This is a genomic window from Streptomyces sp. NBC_00654 (assembly GCF_026341775.1).
In the GTDB taxonomy this organism is placed as follows: domain Bacteria; phylum Actinomycetota; class Actinomycetes; order Streptomycetales; family Streptomycetaceae; genus Streptomyces.
The window spans coordinates 2553118-2569783 of sequence record NZ_JAPEOB010000001.1; the positions used below are offsets into that span (position 1 = coordinate 2553118).

Sequence of the window (16666 nt, forward strand, 5' to 3'; positions counted from 1 at the left end):
GCCGACAGCTCCGACAGCTCCGACAGCTCCGACAGCTCCGACAGCTCCGAGAGGCTCCTGCTCAGTCGTCCTCGGGGCCCCGGCGGACCGACAGCAGGTCCTCCAACTGCTCCTCGCGCGCCTGGGCGGCCACGAACAGCAGCTCGTCACCGGCCTCCAGAGTCTCCTCGGTGCTCGGCGTCAGCACCCGCGTACCGCGGATGATGGTGACCAGAGAGGTGTCCTCCGGCCACGCCACGTCCCCGACCGAGGTGCCGGCCAGCGCCGACTCCGGCGGCAGCGTCAGCTCGACCAGGTTGGCGTCGCCGTGGCTGAAGCGCAGCAGCCGGACCAGATCACCGACGCTCACCGCCTCCTCGACCAGGGCCGACATCAGGCGCGGTGTGGAGACCGCGACATCGACGCCCCAGGACTCGTTGAACAGCCACTCGTTCTTCGGGTTGTTGACCCGGGCGACGACGCGCGGCACCCCGTACTCGGTCTTCGCGAGCAGCGAGACGACCAGGTTGACCTTGTCGTCGCCGGTCGCGGCGATGACGACGTTGCACCGCTGCAGGGCGGCCTCGTCCAGCGAGGTGATCTCACAGGCGTCCGCGAGAAGCCACTCGGCCATCGGGACCCGTTCCACCGAGATGGCGGTCGGTGCCTTGTCGATCAGCAGCACCTCGTGCCCGTTCTCCAGCAGCTCGGCCGCGATGGAACGGCCCACCGCTCCGGCCCCGGCAATCGACACGCGCATCAGTGACCGCCTTCCTCAGGACCCTCGGCAAAGGCCTCTTCGACCTTGGCGATCTCGTCCGTACGCATCATCACGTGGACCAGGTCGCCCTCCTGCAGCACGGTCTGCGACGACGGCAGGATCGCCTCACCCAAACGGGTGATGAACGCCACGCGGACGCCGGTCTCCTCCTGGAGCGTGCTGATCTTGTGGCCGATCCAGGACGGCGTCGTGTGCACCTCGGCGAGCTGCACACCACCGCTCGGGTCGCGCCACAGCGGCTCGGCGCCCGAGGGCAGCAGCCGCCGCAGCATCTGGTCCGCCGTCCAGCGGACCGTGGCCACGGTGGGAATGCCGAGACGCTGATAGACCTCGGCACGCCGGGGGTCGTAGATCCGGGCGGCGACGTTCTCGATGCCGAACATCTCGCGGGCCACCCGGGCGGCGATGATGTTCGAGTTGTCGCCGCTGCTCACCGCGGCGAAGGCCCCGGCCTCCTCGATGCCCGCCTCGCGGAGGGTGTCCTGGTCGAAACCGACCCCGGTGACCCGACGGCCGCCGAATCCGGACCCGAGGCGGCGGAACGCCGTGGGGTCCTGGTCGATCACCGCGACCGTGTGCCCCTGCTGCTCCAGAGTCTGCGCGAGCGCGGCTCCGACTCGTCCGCAGCCCATGATGACGATGTGCACCTTGCGCCTACCTCGCAGTCCTGGTCGTCCGGCTGACCTGCGAAAACACCCTGCTCACACTTCTCTCTCAGCTTGCCGGGCAAACAACGGGGCAACCACCTTCGGCGTTGCCCCGGGATGAGCTTATGCGGCCTTGAATCCTTTGCCTCATCCGAGTGTGCGTTCGGCGGGACGCTCCGGCAAAGGGGAGGCAAAGGGGACGGGTGTCCACGATCGGAGCGCGACTGCCCCGGACCGTTGGCCTCCCCGGAGTCCCGCCGCCCGCACGTGTCGCCGTGCGCACCCTTCCGTACGGACGAACAGACATCTAACATGTCAGTTCATGGAGACCCTTCGCCCGGTCCGGCGGACGCTGCTGCGGGACACCGCGTACGAAGCGATCCGCGACGCCATCGTCCGCGGGGACATCCCACCCGGAGCCGCCGTCCGCGACGCCGACCTCGCCGAACGGCTCGGACTCTCCCGAGCGCCGGTCCGCGATGCGCTGTCCCGGCTGGTGGGGGAGGGGCTCGTCGAGAGCAAGCCGCAGAGCTATACGAGGGTGACGAGGCTCGTCCCGCGCGATGTCCGGGATGCCGCCGCCGTCGTACAGGCCATGCAGGAGCTGGCGGCGCGCGGTGCGGTGCCGCGGCTCACGGAGCGGGACATCGCGGCGATGCGCGAGGCGAACGAGCGGTTCCGGGCGGCGACCCGCGGGGGTGATGTCGCGGCCGCGCTGCGCGCGGACGACGAACTCCACGACACCCTCGTCACCGCCTGCGGCAACCGCGCGGTCGCCGCCACCATCGAGCGCTACACCCCGCTGATCCGCCGGCTGGAGTGGCGTCAGTTCGGCACGGCGGACGCGGCGCACGGCTCGGCGGAACTCCACGACCGCCTCATCGACGCCTGCGCGGAGGGCGACGCGGAGGCGGCGGCGCGGATCACCGCGGACATCTGGAGCGCGCTGGAAGGGCTCGCGGACGAGGAGGAGAACGCCACGGCCCCGGAGGTGTGAGCGGCGAGAACATTCGAGCGCTCCGGGCCTTCGGGAATGGCACCGAGCCGGCCGGCCTCCGCCCGCACCCCAAGCACGCCAAGCACCTCACGTACTCCAAGCACCCCAAGCACCTCACGTACTCCATGAACGACCGGACCCCTTACCTCACCTTCAGGAGCCCCCGTGACCACAGCCCCCACCCCCACTCCCACGCCCACCTCCACCCCCGCCCCCGTCCTCCCCGAGGCACTCTCCGCTCCCCACCGCTACCCGCTCCTCTTCGGCCCCTCGCCGACGCACCGGCTGGAACGGCTCACCGAGCACCTCGGCGGCGCCGACCTCTGGGCCAAGCGAGAAGACTGCAACTCCCCGATCGCCTACGGCGGCAACAAGACGCGCAAGCTCGAATACCTCGTGGCCGACGCGCTGGCCAAGGGCTGCGACACCCTTGTCTCGATCGGCGGAGTCCAGTCCAACCACACCCGCCAGGTGGCCGCGGTCGCCGCCCGCGCCGGCCTGAAGTGCGTACTCATCCAGGAGAGCTGGGTCGAGTGGCCCGACGCCGTCTACGACAAGGTCGGCAACATCCTGATCAGCCGGCTCGCCGGAGCGGACATCCGTCTGGTCCGCGCCGGATTCGGGATAGGCGTCAAGGACAGCTGGGAGCAGGCGCTGCGTGAGGTCGAGGAAGGCGGCGGCCGCCCGTACGCCATTCCGGCCGGTGCCTCCGACCACCCGCTGGGCGGACTCGGCTTCGCCAACTGGGCGTACGAGGTCGTGGAGCAGGAACGCGCGCTGGGCGTCTTCTTCGACACGGTCGTGGTCTGTTCGGTCACCGGTTCCACCCAGGCGGGCATGGTCGCCGGATTCGCCGCCGTCCAGGAAGCGGGCGGCCGCCCCCGTCGTGTGCTGGGCATCGACGCCTCCGCCGAGCCGGCCCGTACCCGCGAGCAGATCGCCAGGATCGCCCGCGCCACCGCTGCTCGCATCGGTGTACGGCGGGAGCTGACCGTGGACGACATCGAGCTGGACGAGCGGTACCACGCCGGTACGTACGGCATCCCCGACGAGGCCACGCTCGACGCGATGCGGCTGGCCGCGCGGACCGAGGGCATGGTCACCGACCCGGTGTACGAGGGGAAGTCGATGGCGGGCATGGCCGACCTCGTCGCGCGCGGTGAGATCGGCCGTGAGTCGACCGTGCTGTACGCCCATCTGGGCGGCCAGCCGGCACTGAACGGTTACAGCGCGTTGTTCTCGTAGGGGCAGGCGCAAGGATTGCGTTAAGGAATGTGTGAGCTTTTCCGCTGATCGCAGGAGAATGCGAGGCCACGGCGTTTGGGCGGCGGTGACCCCGCTGCCCAGCGCTTACGATCCTCTGCGTGTCCAAACTGACCGACGTGCCCAAACGGATCCTGATCGGCCGGGCGCTGCGCAGCGACAAGCTGGGAGAAACGCTCCTCCCCAAACGCATCGCGCTCCCCGTCTTCGCATCCGACCCGCTGTCCTCGGTGGCGTACGCACCGGGAGAAGTCCTCCTGGTGCTGTCCATCGCGGGCGTGTCGGCGTATCACTTCAGCCCGTGGATCGCGGTCGCCGTCGTGGTGCTGATGTTCACCGTCGTCGCCTCGTACCGGCAGAACGTGCACGCGTACCCGAGTGGTGGCGGTGACTACGAGGTCGCCAACACCAACCTCGGCCCCAAGGCGGGGCTGACCGTCGCCAGTGCGCTGCTGGTCGACTACGTCCTGACCGTCGCCGTGTCCATCTCCTCGGGCGTGGAGAACCTGGGTTCCGCGATCCCGTTCGTCGTCGAGCACAAGACGCTCTGCGCCATCGCCGCCATCGTGCTGCTGACCCTGATGAACCTGCGGGGCGTCAAGGAGTCGGGGAAGCTGTTCGCCATTCCCACGTACCTCTTCGTGGCGGGCGTCTTCATCATGATCTTCTGGGGCGCGTTCCGGGGGCTGGTCCTCGGCGACACGATGCATGCCCCCACCTCGGACTACGAGATCAGGCCCGAACGCGAGGGGCTGGCCGGCTTCGCCCTGGTCTTCCTGCTGCTGCGCGCGTTCTCCTCCGGCTGTGCGGCCCTCACCGGGGTCGAGGCGATCAGCAACGGTGTCCCCGCCTTCCGCAAGCCCAAGAGCAAGAACGCCGCGACCACCCTGGCCGCGATGGGCCTGCTGGCCGTCACCATGTTCTGCGGCATCATCGGGCTGGCCATGGCCACCGATGTGAAGATGGCCGAGAACCCGGCGAAGGACCTGATCCACAACGGCGCGGCCGTCGGTGAGAGCTTCGTCCAGGACCCGGTGATCTCCCAGGTCGCGGCTGCCGTCTTCGGCGACGGCTCGTTCTTCTTCATCATCCTCGCCGCCGCCACCGCGCTGGTCCTGTTCCTGGCGGCCAACACCGCGTACAACGGGTTCCCGCTGCTCGGCTCGATCCTGGCGCAGGACCGCTATCTGCCGCGCCAGCTGCACACCCGCGGGGACCGGCTCGCCTTCTCCAACGGCATCGTGCTGCTGGCGGGCGCCGCCATCCTGCTGGTCTGGGTCTACGGGGCCGACTCCACACGCCTCATCCAGCTCTACATCGTCGGGGTCTTCGTCTCCTTCACCCTCAGCCAGACCGGCATGGTCCGGCACTGGAACCGCCATCTGCGTACCGAGAAGGACCCGGCCAAGCGGCGCCGCATGATGCGCTCCCGTGCGATCAACACCTTCGGCGCCTTCTTCACCGGCCTGGTGCTCGTGGTCGTCCTGGCCACCAAGTTCACCCACGGCGCCTGGGTCGCCCTGCTCGGCATGGTGATCTTCTACGGGACGATGAGCGCGATCCGCAGGCACTACGACCGGGTCGCCGAGGAGATCGCCGCCGACGAGACCCCCTCGGACGAGAGCGTCCGGCCGTCCCGGGTCCACTCGATCGTGCTGGTCTCCAAGCTCCACCGCCCCACGCTGCGGGCCCTGGCGTACGCCAAGCTGATGCGCACCGACCACCTGGAGGCGCTGTCCATCAGCGTCGACGCCGCTGAGACGAAGGCGCTCAAGGAGGACTGGGAGCGGCGCGGCATCAACGTACCGCTGAAGATCCTCGACTCGCCGTACCGCGAAGTGACCCGCCCGGTCATCGAGTACGTGAAGGGCCTGCGCCGGGAGAGCCCGCGTGACGTGGTCAGTGTCTACATCCCGGAGTACGTCGTCGGGCACTGGTACGAGCACCTGCTGCACAACCAGAGCGCGCTGCGCCTCAAGGGCCGGCTGCTGTTCACCCCCGGGGTGATGGTGACCTCCGTGCCGTACCAGCTGGAGTCCTCCGAGGCCGCGAAGAAGCGGGCGAGGAAGCGCGCGGAGTGGAGCGCGCCGGGTTCGGTGCGGCGGGGGCCGGTGGAACGCCGGCAGAAGGAGCCCAGCAACAGGGGCTGACGCCCCGGCCGGTGATTGTGGTAAGCGGCCGGACGCCGCACACGTAGACTGGTGGGCTGTTGTCCGGCCGTACGCCCGGCCGTTTGTCCTTTGAGCTCTGGAGCCTCCCCTCATGCAGAACGAATCCACGTCGTCGCTGGTCGGGGAGGAGTACGAGGTCGAGGTCGGGCCCGTCGCACACGGCGGTCACTGCATCGCCCGTACCGACGAGGGCCGGGTGCTCTTCGTACGGCACACCCTTCCGGGCGAGAAGGTCGTCGCCAGGGTCACGGACGGCGAGAGCGACTCCCGCTTCCTGCGCGCCGACGCGGTACGGATCATCGAGGCGTCCAAGGACCGCGTCGAGGCCCCGTGCCCGTACGCCGGCCCCGGCATGTGCGGCGGCTGCGACTGGCAGCACGCCAAGCCCGGCGCCCAGCGCCGGCTCAAGGGTGAGGTGATCGCCGAGCAGCTCCAGCGCCTCGCGGGCCTCACGCCCGAGGAGGCCGGCTGGGACGGCACGGTCATGCCGGCCGAGGGCGACAAGCTCCCCCAGGGCGAGGTGCCCGCCTGGCGCACCCGGGTCCAGTACACGATCGACGAGGACGGCCGCGCCGGTCTGCGCAAGTATCGCTCGCACGATGTCCAGCCCATCGAGCACTGCATGATCGCCGCGCCCGGTGTCACCGAGCTCGGCATCGAGAAGCGGGAGTGGCCGCAGATGGCCGCGGTGGAGGCCATCTCCGCCACCGGTTCCCACGACCGCCAGGTCATCCTCACCCCCAAGGCCGGCGGCCGGCTGCCCCTGGTCGAGCTCGACAAGCCGGTCTCCGTACTGCGCGTCGACGAGCACGACGGCGGCATCCACCGCGTCCACGGCCGCGCCTTCGTCCGTGAGCGCGCCGACGACCGCACCTACCGCGTCGGCTCCGGCGGCTTCTGGCAGGTCCACCCGCAGGCCGCCAACACCCTGGTCCGCGCGGTCATGCAGGGCCTCCTCCCCCGCAAGAACGACACCGCCCTCGACCTCTACTGCGGCGTCGGCCTGTTCGCGGGCGCCATCGGCCAGCGCATCGGCGAGAAGGGCGCGGTGCTCGGCATCGAGTCCGGCAAGCGCGCGGTCGAGGACGCCCGCCACAACCTCAAGGACCTCGACCGGGTCCGCATCGAACACGGCAAGGTCGACCAGGTTCTGCCCCGCACCGGCATCACCGAGTGCGACCTCATCGTCCTGGACCCGCCCCGCGCAGGCGCCGGCAAGCAGGTCGTCAAGCACCTCTCGGGTCTGGGCGCACGCAAGATCGCCTACGTGGCCTGCGACCCGGCGGCGCTGGCGCGCGACCTGGCGTACTTCCGCGACGGCGGATACACGGTGCGGACGCTGCGGGCGTTCGACCTGTTCCCGATGACGCGCCACGTGGAGTGCGTGGCGATTCTGGAGCCGGTGAAGAAAGACGCCTGACCTGCGGTTTTGTGGCACAGGGGGCGCCCGACGTGTTCTCCCGCGCGCGGCGGGTCGAGCGGGCGGATCGATCCCTGAGGGCCGCCCGACCTGTTCGTCGAACTCATCCGCCGGGCATCCGGCCCCCGTTCCGCCGACAGCCCCCTCCACCCCAGGGACCTGGAGCAGAAGTACTCCACTCATCCCTTCTTCAAGCTGCTCTACATTGCCGCGCTGCGGGGCGGAGCGCGGGACTGGGCGACCAACATCACGATCAACGACCAGCCGATGAACACCGGCGCGAGGATCGAGTTCCACCATGTGTTCCCGCGCGCCCGGGTGCAGCCGGTCTATGCGAAGGAGGAGTGGAACAGCCTGGCCAACCTGGCTTTCATCACCGGTCAGACGAACAAGATGATCTCGTCCAGCCTCCCCGACGCATACATGCAGGGCGTCGCCACCGAACGGCTGGCGGAACAGTGGATCCCCGCCGATCCGGAGCTGCGGACTCTCGATCGGTTCCCCGGCTTTCTTGCCGCGCGCAGGGCTCTGCTGGTCGATGTCCTCAACAGACTGCTGGGGCTTCCCGCCTACGCCGGGCAAGCAGCTCACCAGGACACCGACGAACTGCCGGACGACGAGGCGGTGATCGCAGAGGACAGAGCTGCACCCACGCTCGTCGGAACGCGGGTTCAGGAGCTCCGGACAGAACAAGGCATCGAGATCCACGCGATCTACGAGGGCCGGCGCGCCCAGGCCTTCTACGATCCGTCGTCCCGCATCGTGAGCATTCACTCCGGTCCCGGCCGAGGTGAGTACGAGTCGCCCAGCGGAGCGGCAGCGGCCGTGGTGCGGGCTCTCAACCCGCACATCAAACCGAACCGCAACGGTTGGGCGTTCTGGACGGTCACGTCCACGGGGAATCTGCTGCAGAGCATCCGTCAGTAGGACCCCTGCGCTGGGCGGGCGCGCACACGCAGGTCATCAGCACTCCTGGGCGTCACGATTGCGAGAGATATGGGGGAGCGCCGCCGTCCAAGGCATCCGGCCGCTGGAGGCGACCGGGCGCCACGCATACCGGTGTTAACCGGACAAGCGCTCTGGTTTCTGTCCGGGAGCACCGCCGCCACGGCACAATAACGGGTGATGACCAGCACCACTCCAAGCTCTGGGCCGGACGGGTTCAGCCCCTTCGCCCACCTCACCGTGCAGAACACCGCCCTCTACCGGCAGGTGATGCGAGCGTTCGTCATGGCAAAGGAACACTTCGCCGTGCATCTGCGTCCCGAGGATGTGTACGTCGCACTGCCCGGGGAGGTGCGGCCCGGTGAGCTCGACGGGGTCGTCAAGGCACTGGACAAGCTGGTCGAGTGGGGAAATCTGCGGGCCGACCCCGACACCGGGCGGGTCAGCGCTGTCGAGGATTTCTATCGCAAACGCTTCATCTACCAGCTGACCCGGGCCGGGGAGGCTGCCGAGGAAGCCCTCGCCGCCTATGACGAGGCGCTCGGGCGGCGGGGCGCGCTTCAGGCCATCGCTCTGCACGACATCATCACGCAGCTGAGAGCCCTCCTCGTGCTCACGGCCGACGAGCAACCGGACCCCGGCAAGGCGTACCTCGCGTTCGACGCGCTCGCGAGCCGGTTCGCCGCGCTCGCCGACAACGCGCGCGCTTTCATGAGTTCGTTGCAGCGGACCATTGATCTGCACGAGGTGGAGGAAGCGGTCTTCCTCGCCTACAAGGATCGCCTCATCCAGTATCTGGAGCGCTTCATCCAGGACCTGATCACCTTGGGCGGGCGCATCGCCCAGCTCATCCTGGAGCTGGAGGATTCGGGCAGGATCGAGGTCCTGCTCAGGGCTGCCGCCGGGCGGGAGGCGGCCGACGCCGCGCCCGAGGACGCGGAGCCTGCCGCACAGAGGGCTTACGCTCACCGGGCCGGGCGCTGGGACGGGCTCGCGGTGTGGTTTCTCAGCCGGAACGGACGCGAGTCGCAGGCCAGACTCCTGCGTGGCCGTGCACTGGGAGCCATCCCGCAGATGCTGGCCGTCGTCCGTGTGCTGGGGGAACGCCGGGCCGGCCGGTCGGACCGTTCCGCGGACTTCCGCACACTTGCCCGCTGGTTCGCCGAGGCCCCCGACGACGCGTCGCGGCACCAGCTGTGGCGGGCGGCCTTCGGGCTCCACCCCGCCCGGCACCTCACGACCGACGCGGACACTCTGGCGGCCCGCCTTGCCGCACCGGTGCCCGCCGCGACTCCCTGGGCCGCCGCGGAGCCGTTGCGGATCAGCCCCCAGCTGCGCCGCACCGGAAGCTACGAGCGGCGGGGCAAGCCCCGCAAGGTCGAGGACCGCCACGATCGGCGCCGCCACCTCGCCGAGGTGGCGGCCAAGCAGGTGGCCGAGACCGCCGCTGCCCGCGACCGTCTCGTCACCGACGGAGCGGTCAGACTGTCCGAACTCGGCGAGCTCGACCCGATGTCCTTCGGGCTCTTCCTCCAACTGCTCGGTGACGCACTGGCCACCTGGCGACCCGGTATGCGGCACACCGTGGCCACCAGCAACGACGGTTCCATGGAGATCAGGCTCAGTGCTCTGTCCGGTGGACCGCCGGCGGAGGTCCGTACGCCGTCGGGGACGTTCCACGGGCCCGATCACCTCATCGAGATCGTTGACCTGACTGACGACGACGGGCCGATGTACGGAGGAAGCGGACGATGACCACGCCACTGGCCGAAGTGCTCGACGGGCAGCACGCCGCTGAGCTCCGCAAGGCCGCCCGCGCCCTCCTGAAACGGCCACTCCTCCTCTCCCACGGCAAGCACGCGGATGAGTTCCGGCTCGTGCGACGGCACGCCTCCGAACTCCGCGAGTGGTTCGACCGCAACGCCGGCTGGCCGCTCCATGTGGACGCCGAGACCGCCCGGCTGCGCAAGATCCCCGGCGTGCTCCACGACCCCACACACCCCGCACGCGAGGTGACCCGCGCCGCCGCACCCTTCACCCGTCTCCGCTACGTTCTGCTCTGTCTGGCCCTGGCGGCCCTGGAGCGGGGCGAGTCCCAGATCGCTCTCGGCCGTCTCGCCGACCAGGTCGTCCTCGATGCCACCGATTCCGGGCTGGTCGCGGCGGGCATCCACTTCACCCTCGACCGCCGGGACGAGCGCCTCGACCTCGCGGCCGTCGTGCGGCTCCTGCTCGGTCTCGGCGTGCTGCGCCGGGTCGCCGGGGACGAGGACGCGTACGTGAACGGGGCGGGCGACGTGCTCTACGACGTCGAACGCCGGGTACTGGCGGGGCTGCTCGCGACACGTCGTGGGCCCTCCACCGTGCAGGCGGAGGCCACCGCCGACCGGTTGGCCCAGCTCGTCGCCGAAACCGCCCTCGACAGTGAGGAGCTCCGCTTCCGCGCGATCCGGCACGCACTCACCCGCAGACTTCTGGACGACCCGGTGCTCTACTACGACGGGCTGAGCGACGCCGAGCTCAGCTATCTCACCAGGCAGCGGGGGTTCCTCACCGCCCGGGTGGCCGAACTGACCGGCCTGGTACCCGAGATCCGGGCCGAAGGCATCGCCATGGTCGACCCCGAGGACGACCTCACCGATGTGCGGATGCCCGAGCAGGGCACTCACGGTCACGTCACCCTGCTGCTCGCCGAGTACCTTGCGGCGGCGGGCCGGTCGGTCACCACCCACCAGCTCACCCAGCGGGTGCGGGAACTCGCCCTCGTACACGGCACGTTCTGGTCCAAGGCCGCGCGGGAGCCGGGCATGGAGGCCGAGCTCGTCGAGCAGGCCGTCGCCCGGCTCGCCGCCCTCGGTCTGGTCTCCCGGACCGCCGACGGGGCCGAACCCCGCCCAGCGCTGGCCCGTTACGCGGTCGGCGAACCCGTCGTACTCGAACCAGGCACACCCGGCAGCTCGCGCATGCCGGCACAGCGAAAGGCCGCTCAGGCGTGACCAACCCGCTTCCCGAGCCCCTCCGCGCCCGCTGGCAGCCCCTGCGGATCGGGCTCGTCGACCTCTTCCACTACGACGTGGAGGAATTCCACTTCCGCGACGGACGACTGCTGCTGCGAGGCAACAACGGCACCGGCAAGTCCAAGGTGCTCGCGCTCACACTGCCCTTCCTGCTCGACGGCGACCTGAGCCCGCGAAGGGTGGAGCCGGACGGTGACCCCGGCAAACGGATGGAATGGAACCTCCTCCTCGGCGGTGAACACCCGCACACCGAGCGCCTCGGCTACACCTGGATCGAGTTCGGCAGACTCGACGCCAGTACCGGGGAGAGCCACTTCCGCACGCTGCTGTGCGGACTGAAGGCGGTGAGCGGACGCGGGATCGCCCGTCACTGGTACGCGGTCACCGGCCGACGTGTCCTGCACGGACCAGGTACTCCCACGGAGGGCTTCCTCAGCCTGGTCGACGCCACCGGCACGGCCCTCTCCAGGGACCGTCTCGTCGAAGCGGTCGCCGGCCACGGCATGGTGTACGACCAGGCCAAGACCTACCGCAGGGCGGTGGACGAGGCACTCTTCGGGCTCGGCGAGCAGCGGTACGGAGCCCTGGTCGACCTGCTTGTTCAGCTGCGCCAGCCGCAGCTGTCCAAGCGCCCCAACGAGGCGGCGCTGTCCCGCGCACTCACCGAGGCCCTGCCACCGGTGGACCAGACCGTGATCGCCGATGTGGCCGAGGCGTTCCGCTCACTCGACGAGGAGAAGACCGAACTGGCGGCAGCCTCGGCCGCGGAGCGTGCCGCCGCCGGCTTCCTGGAGCACTACCGGCGCTACGCGCGCATCGCCACCCGTCGCCGCGCCCGGCTGCCACGCGCCGAACACTCGCGTTACGAGCAACGCCAACGGGACCTCGCAGAGGCACAGGCACAGCAGACCGGGGCCGAGGAGGAGCGACAAGCGGCAGCCGAGCTCACCGCGACGCTGGAGGAGCAGCAGAACCGTCTCCGTGCCCAGGACGCCGCCCTGCGGGAGAGCCCCGAGATGCGCAGCGCAAGAAATCTTGAGCAGGCACACCACGAGGTGGAGCGCACGGCGCGTGCGGCAGAGCGCGCGCGGAGCGACCGGGACCAGGCGGTGCGGCTGCGTCACAAGGGTCTGGAGCGGCTCGGCGCCGCCGAGAACCGGCTGCGGGCGGCTGACCGGCACGCCCAGGAAACGTATCGGCGGGCGTCCGAGGCCGCGGCGGACGCCCGGGTCGTCCTGCCGGGGAACGATCTGCCGGACGACGGACTCGCCATGGGTGAACTGCGCGGCGCCGTCGAGGAGTCCGTGGAGCGGGGCCGACGGGCGCTCACCCACATGACGGGCCTCGCCCGGACCGCCGCCCGCGCCTCGGAGGAACGGCGCACGCGGGCCGTCCGGCTGGACGAAGCCGATGCCGACCGGTCCGCGGCCGCGGCGGAGCTCGGCCTGGCCGAGGACGACGTGGTGCGCGCCGGACGGGCGCTGCTGGACGAAGTCCGCACCCGCGCCCGTGGCTGGACCGAACTCGCCTACGCGGATGAGACCGGCCTGCTGGACGAACTCCAGGAATGGGTGGGCCGTCTCCACGGCCCGTACCCGGCGCGGGCCGAGGCCGCGCGCGCCCACAGCGCCGCATCCGCGCGGCTGGCCGAGCAGTCTGCCGCCGCCGGCCGGCGCCGGGCCGAACTCACCGGGCACGCCGACGGGCTGCGGCAGGAACTGACCGCGCTGGAGGCCGGCGGGCGACGTCCGCCGCAGCCGCCGCGCACACGCACTCCCGGTCTGCGCGAGCGGCTGACGGGTGCCCCGCTGTGGCGGCTGGTGGACTTCGAGAAGGGGCTCCCCGAGGAGGAACGAGCCGGACTTGAGGCCGCCTTGGAAGCGTCCGGGATGCTGGACGCCTGGGTGCTGCCCAGCGGTGCGGTTCTCACCGCTGACAGTCACGAGGTGCTGCTCGCTCCGGCCGGGGCTCCGGTACGGGGCGCGTCGCTCGCGCACCTGCTGCGCCCGGCTGTGGACCACGGGGACGCCGGGGCCGCGGCCGTGGGCGATGAGACGGTGGCCCGGCTGCTCGCCGCGATCGGCGCCGGGCGGGAAGCCGGTGCGGTGGGCGGTGAGCAAGGTGGTGCCGACGGGGAAGCCGGGCCGACGGGCGAAGCCGGAACCTGGGCCGCGGTCGACGGGCGCTTCCGGGTCGGCGCGCTGACCGGCCGGTGGGCCAAAGCCCGCGCCGAGTACATCGGCGAGGGCGCGCGGGAAGCTTCCCGGCGGTCCCGCATGGACGTCATTCGCGGCGAACTCGCCCTTCTTCAGGGCGAACTGGAGACCCTCGCGGATCTGGCCGCCACGGTGACCGCCCGCCGCGGGGTGCTGGACGCAGAGGTGGCGGACGTACCGGACGAGACCGTCCTCACCCGCGCACACGCGCGCGTGGCAGCCGCCGCGGAATCCCTGCGCCGGACCGGTGAACGGCGCGAGGAGCGGGCCGCCGCCCTCCTGGAGGCGGCCGAGCGGAGTGAGTCGGCGGCGGGGGATCTCACCCGGACCGCGGAGGACCTGGGCATGCCGGCCGGCGAGGAAGGGCTGACGGCGGTGCGTGACGCACTCGGCGCCCTCGCCGAGGTGCTGGCCGCCCTCTGGCCCGCCCTGCGTGAACGCGGTGAGGCCGGCGGCCAGGTCGCGGACGAGCGTACCGAGGCCGGGCAGGCCGCCGAGCGTGCCGCAGAGTTCACGGAGCGCGCGAGGGAGGCGGAGGACGAGGCGGCCGCCGCCGACGAACGCTTCAGCACCTTGCGTTCCACGGTCGGCGCCGCCGTCGATGAACTCCAGCGCCTGCTGGCGCGGACCGCGGAGGCGTCGCGCACGTGCGAGAGCGAGCGGCGGGCCGCCCAGCAGCGCCATGCCGAGGCCGACCGGGCGGCAAGCAGGGCCGAAGGCCGTATCGAGCAGTTGCACGAAGGGCTCGGAGAGGCGGCCGAGGCGCGTACGGAGGCCATTGCCGCACTCCAGCGGTTCACCGGTACCGGGCTGATGGCGGTGGCAGTGCCCGGCATCGAAGCGCCCGCCGTGGACGGCGGCACGTGGGCCGCCACCCCTGCCATCGCGCTGGCCCGCGCCATCGACGCGGCGCTGGCCGCCACCGACGACTCCGACAGCGCCTGGGAGCGGGTGCAACGCAAGCTCAGCGAGGAGTTCAAGTCCCTCCAGGACACCCTGTCCCGGCACGGGCACCGGGCGTCCGCCCGGATGGTGGAGGACGGCATGGTCGTCGACATCACCTACCAGGGCCGTGAACGAGCCGTACCGGACCTGGCCGCGGCACTGGCTGTCGAGGTCGGCGAACTGGCCCGCATCCTGTCCGCACGGGAGCGGGAGATCCTGGAGACCCATCTGGTCACGGAGGTCGCGGGGACGCTCCAGGAGCTGATCGGCGCGGCCGAGCGACAGGTGCGGGACATGAACGTCGAACTGGAGGAGCGGCCGACCTCCACCGGCATGCGGCTGAGGCTGGTGTGGCGCGCTTCCCGCAAGGCCCCCGCCGGGCTTGCCCCGGCAAGGGAGCGGCTGCGCCGGTCGGCCGACATCTGGACCGCCGAGGACCGCGCGGCCGTGGGCGAGTTCCTTCAGGAGCAGATCGCCCGCCAGCACTCCGACGACGCCTCGGGCAGCTGGCTGGACCATCTCACCGCCGCACTCGACTACCGGACCTGGCACGAGTTCGGGGTCGAGCGGCATCAGCAGGGCCGCTGGGTCCCGGCCACGGGACCCGCCTCCGGCGGTGAGCGGGTGCTGGCCGTTTCGGTGCCGCTGTTCGCCGCGGCGTCCTCCCACTACGCGAGTGCGGGCAGCCCGTACGCGCCGCGCCTGGTCACTCTCGACGAGGCGTTCGCCGGAGTGGACGACGACTCCCGCGCCAAGTGTCTGGGTTTGCTGCACGCCTTCGACCTCGACGTCGTGATGACGAGTGAGCGCGAGTGGGCCTGTTACCCACAGGTGCCCGGCATCGCCATCGCCCAGCTGTCGCGGATCGACGAGGTCGCGGCGGTGCTCGTCACCCGGTGGGAGTGGGACGGCACGCGAAGGCGGCGCGGTCCGGACCCGGTGGGCCCCGGGCACGCGGTTCCCGCACCCCGGGCCGAGGCGGCCGACGCGTCGGAACCGCTGTGGAACTGACCCCCACGACGGCGGTGACGGTCGACGACGTACGGCTGCGCAGACTCCTCGGGGCACCCGGGCTCGGCTGGCTGGTCGACCGTGCGCGTCGACGCCTGGAGCGCGGGCAGCCGCTCACCGGCCCGGTATCGCTGAGCTCGCCCACGGCGGACCAACGGATGGCGGCGGAACGGCTGTTGGGGCGTGCCCCGGGTGGTGGGCGGTCCCTGTCCGTACGCCTCGACGCGGTGGACGGCCTGCTGCGCAGCTCCGGCATCAGCCCGGCGGGACTGGCCGCGGCCGTGGTGGCGCTCACCGGGCCGGTCACCCTCCTCGGCCAGGCGCGCGCCGAGGAGCAGCACGCCTGGGCACAGGCATACGCCCCGGTCGACGCCCTGGCGGACGAGGTCCCCGCCCTGCGGAGCTGGGCCGAACGGCTCCGGAACGACGGGCTGGTACGGCGCCTCGCCGGTACACCGACCGCAGCGGCCGACCTGCTCGGCCGGGCCGCCACCGTCGTGAGAGCCCTCCCGGTGGAGCCGCCGGTGTCGCTTCCCGCGTTCTCCTCCCGGCTCCTGGGCAGTGCGCACGCGCTCGACGACGGGACTCCGCTCTGCACGCTGGCCCTTTCCGGCATCCGGGCGCTGACCGGGGTTCCCGACGTGAGCGGCGCGCAGGGGCGGCGCGAGGTGTGGGCATCGGTGGGACTGCTGCGTGACGAGCTGTCCTCGACCGTGCTCGCCCTGAACCTGCGGGGTACTCCCGCCCTGGACTGGATGGCCGAGGCGGGCGAGCCCGCCGTGCTCACTCTGCGGCAGCTGACCCGGTACCCGCCTCGCTCGGCGCCGCCGACGGTCCGGATCTGCGAGAACCCGGCCGTGCTCGCCGCGGCAGCCGACACGTACGGCACGCGGTGCGCGCCTCTGGTCTGCCTCCAGGGGCAGCCGTCCGCCGCCGCCCTCGTCCTCCTGGGCCATCTCCACACACACGGCAGCCGCTTCCGCTACCACGGCGACTTCGACTGGGGAGGTCTGCGTATCGCCGCGGCCCTGCTGCGGCGGGTTCCCTGGAGCCCGTGGCGCTACACCGCGGCCGACTACCGCGCCGCCGTGCACACGCTGCCCGCCGGCCCGCCCCTCACCGGGACCCGGGCCGAAGCCCCGTGGGACCCCGGCCTGCCGGACGCGCTGCAGGAGGCGGGCGTGCGGGTGGAGGAGGAGGCGGTGCTGAACGACCTGCTGTCCGACCTCGGATGAGTCGGGCCCGCTTCCGTTTCCATGCGCGGCTGTGACGAC

11 protein-coding genes are annotated in these 16666 nt (G+C 71.2%); 9 read left to right on the top strand and 2 right to left on the bottom strand.

The genetic code is table 11. From position 1 onward, the window contains the following. Positions 1-61: 61 nt before the first annotated feature. Both OHA98_RS11000 and OHA98_RS11005 read right to left on the bottom strand, forming a co-directional pair. Positions 62-739: a TrkA family potassium uptake protein gene (locus OHA98_RS11000; RefSeq protein WP_266924718.1), complete on the bottom strand. Its 678-nt coding sequence runs from the start codon at positions 737-739 to the stop codon at positions 62-64. After that, entirely contained in the window at positions 739-1407 is a 669-nt protein-coding gene (locus OHA98_RS11005; protein WP_266924719.1) for a TrkA family potassium uptake protein, read from the bottom strand. The genes OHA98_RS11000 and OHA98_RS11005 overlap by 1 nt, the downstream gene beginning before the upstream one ends. A 322-nt stretch (positions 1408-1729) precedes the next feature. Here OHA98_RS11005 and OHA98_RS11010 point away from each other — a divergent pair, with 322 nt between their 5' ends. From OHA98_RS11010 to OHA98_RS11050, 9 genes are all read left to right on the top strand, one after another. Next, positions 1730-2404, top strand: a complete 675-nt coding sequence (locus tag OHA98_RS11010) for a GntR family transcriptional regulator (protein ID WP_266924720.1) — start codon at positions 1730-1732, stop codon at positions 2402-2404. 165 nt (positions 2405-2569) lie between these two features. After that, positions 2570-3649, top strand: coding sequence for a 1-aminocyclopropane-1-carboxylate deaminase (locus OHA98_RS11015; protein ID WP_266924721.1), 1080 nt, complete (start codon positions 2570-2572; stop codon positions 3647-3649). A 119-nt stretch (positions 3650-3768) separates the two neighbouring features. Further along, entirely contained in the window at positions 3769-5817 is a 2049-nt protein-coding gene (locus OHA98_RS11020; protein WP_266924722.1) for an APC family permease, read from the top strand. A 112-nt stretch (positions 5818-5929) separates the two neighbouring features. Further along, positions 5930-7258 carry a class I SAM-dependent RNA methyltransferase gene (locus OHA98_RS11025; protein WP_266924723.1) on the top strand — a complete coding sequence of 443 codons (1329 nt, stop codon included), beginning with the start codon at positions 5930-5932 and terminating at the stop codon, positions 7256-7258. Between the two features lie 267 nt (positions 7259-7525). Beyond that, positions 7526-8185, top strand: coding sequence for a hypothetical protein (locus OHA98_RS11030; protein ID WP_266924724.1), 660 nt, complete (start codon positions 7526-7528; stop codon positions 8183-8185). Between the two features lie 198 nt (positions 8186-8383). Next, positions 8384-9958 (top strand): TIGR02677 family protein, encoded by a 1575-nt coding sequence (locus OHA98_RS11035; RefSeq protein WP_266924725.1) that lies wholly within the window; start codon positions 8384-8386, stop codon positions 9956-9958. After that, complete coding sequence (locus tag OHA98_RS11040) at positions 9955-11199, top strand: TIGR02678 family protein (protein ID WP_266924726.1); 1245 nt, start codon at positions 9955-9957, stop codon at positions 11197-11199. Before OHA98_RS11035 ends, OHA98_RS11040 begins: the two co-directional genes overlap by 4 nt. Further along, positions 11196-15392 carry a TIGR02680 family protein gene (locus OHA98_RS11045; RefSeq protein WP_266924727.1) on the top strand — a complete coding sequence of 1399 codons (4197 nt, stop codon included), beginning with the start codon at positions 11196-11198 and terminating at the stop codon, positions 15390-15392. The genes OHA98_RS11040 and OHA98_RS11045 overlap by 4 nt, the downstream gene beginning before the upstream one ends. After that, complete coding sequence (locus OHA98_RS11050) at positions 15383-16627, top strand: TIGR02679 family protein (protein WP_266924728.1); 1245 nt, start codon at positions 15383-15385, stop codon at positions 16625-16627. The genes OHA98_RS11045 and OHA98_RS11050 overlap by 10 nt, the downstream gene beginning before the upstream one ends. Positions 16628-16666: the final 39 nt, after the last annotated feature.

Excerpts from the sequence above, each read along its gene's own strand:
- OHA98_RS11000 (WP_266924718.1), bottom strand. The coding sequence starts at position 739 with ATGCGCGTGTCGATTGCCGGGGCCGGAGCGGTGGGCCGTTCCATCGCG.
- OHA98_RS11030 (WP_266924724.1), top strand. The coding sequence starts at position 7,526 with ATGAACACCGGCGCGAGGATCGAGTTCCACCATGTGTTCCCGCGCGCC.
- OHA98_RS11025 (WP_266924723.1), top strand. The coding sequence starts at position 5,930 with ATGCAGAACGAATCCACGTCGTCGCTGGTCGGGGAGGAGTACGAGGTC.
- OHA98_RS11010 (WP_266924720.1), top strand. The coding sequence starts at position 1,730 with ATGGAGACCCTTCGCCCGGTCCGGCGGACGCTGCTGCGGGACACCGCG.
- OHA98_RS11040 (WP_266924726.1), top strand. The coding sequence starts at position 9,955 with ATGACCACGCCACTGGCCGAAGTGCTCGACGGGCAGCACGCCGCTGAG.
- OHA98_RS11035 (WP_266924725.1), top strand. The coding sequence starts at position 8,384 with ATGACCAGCACCACTCCAAGCTCTGGGCCGGACGGGTTCAGCCCCTTC.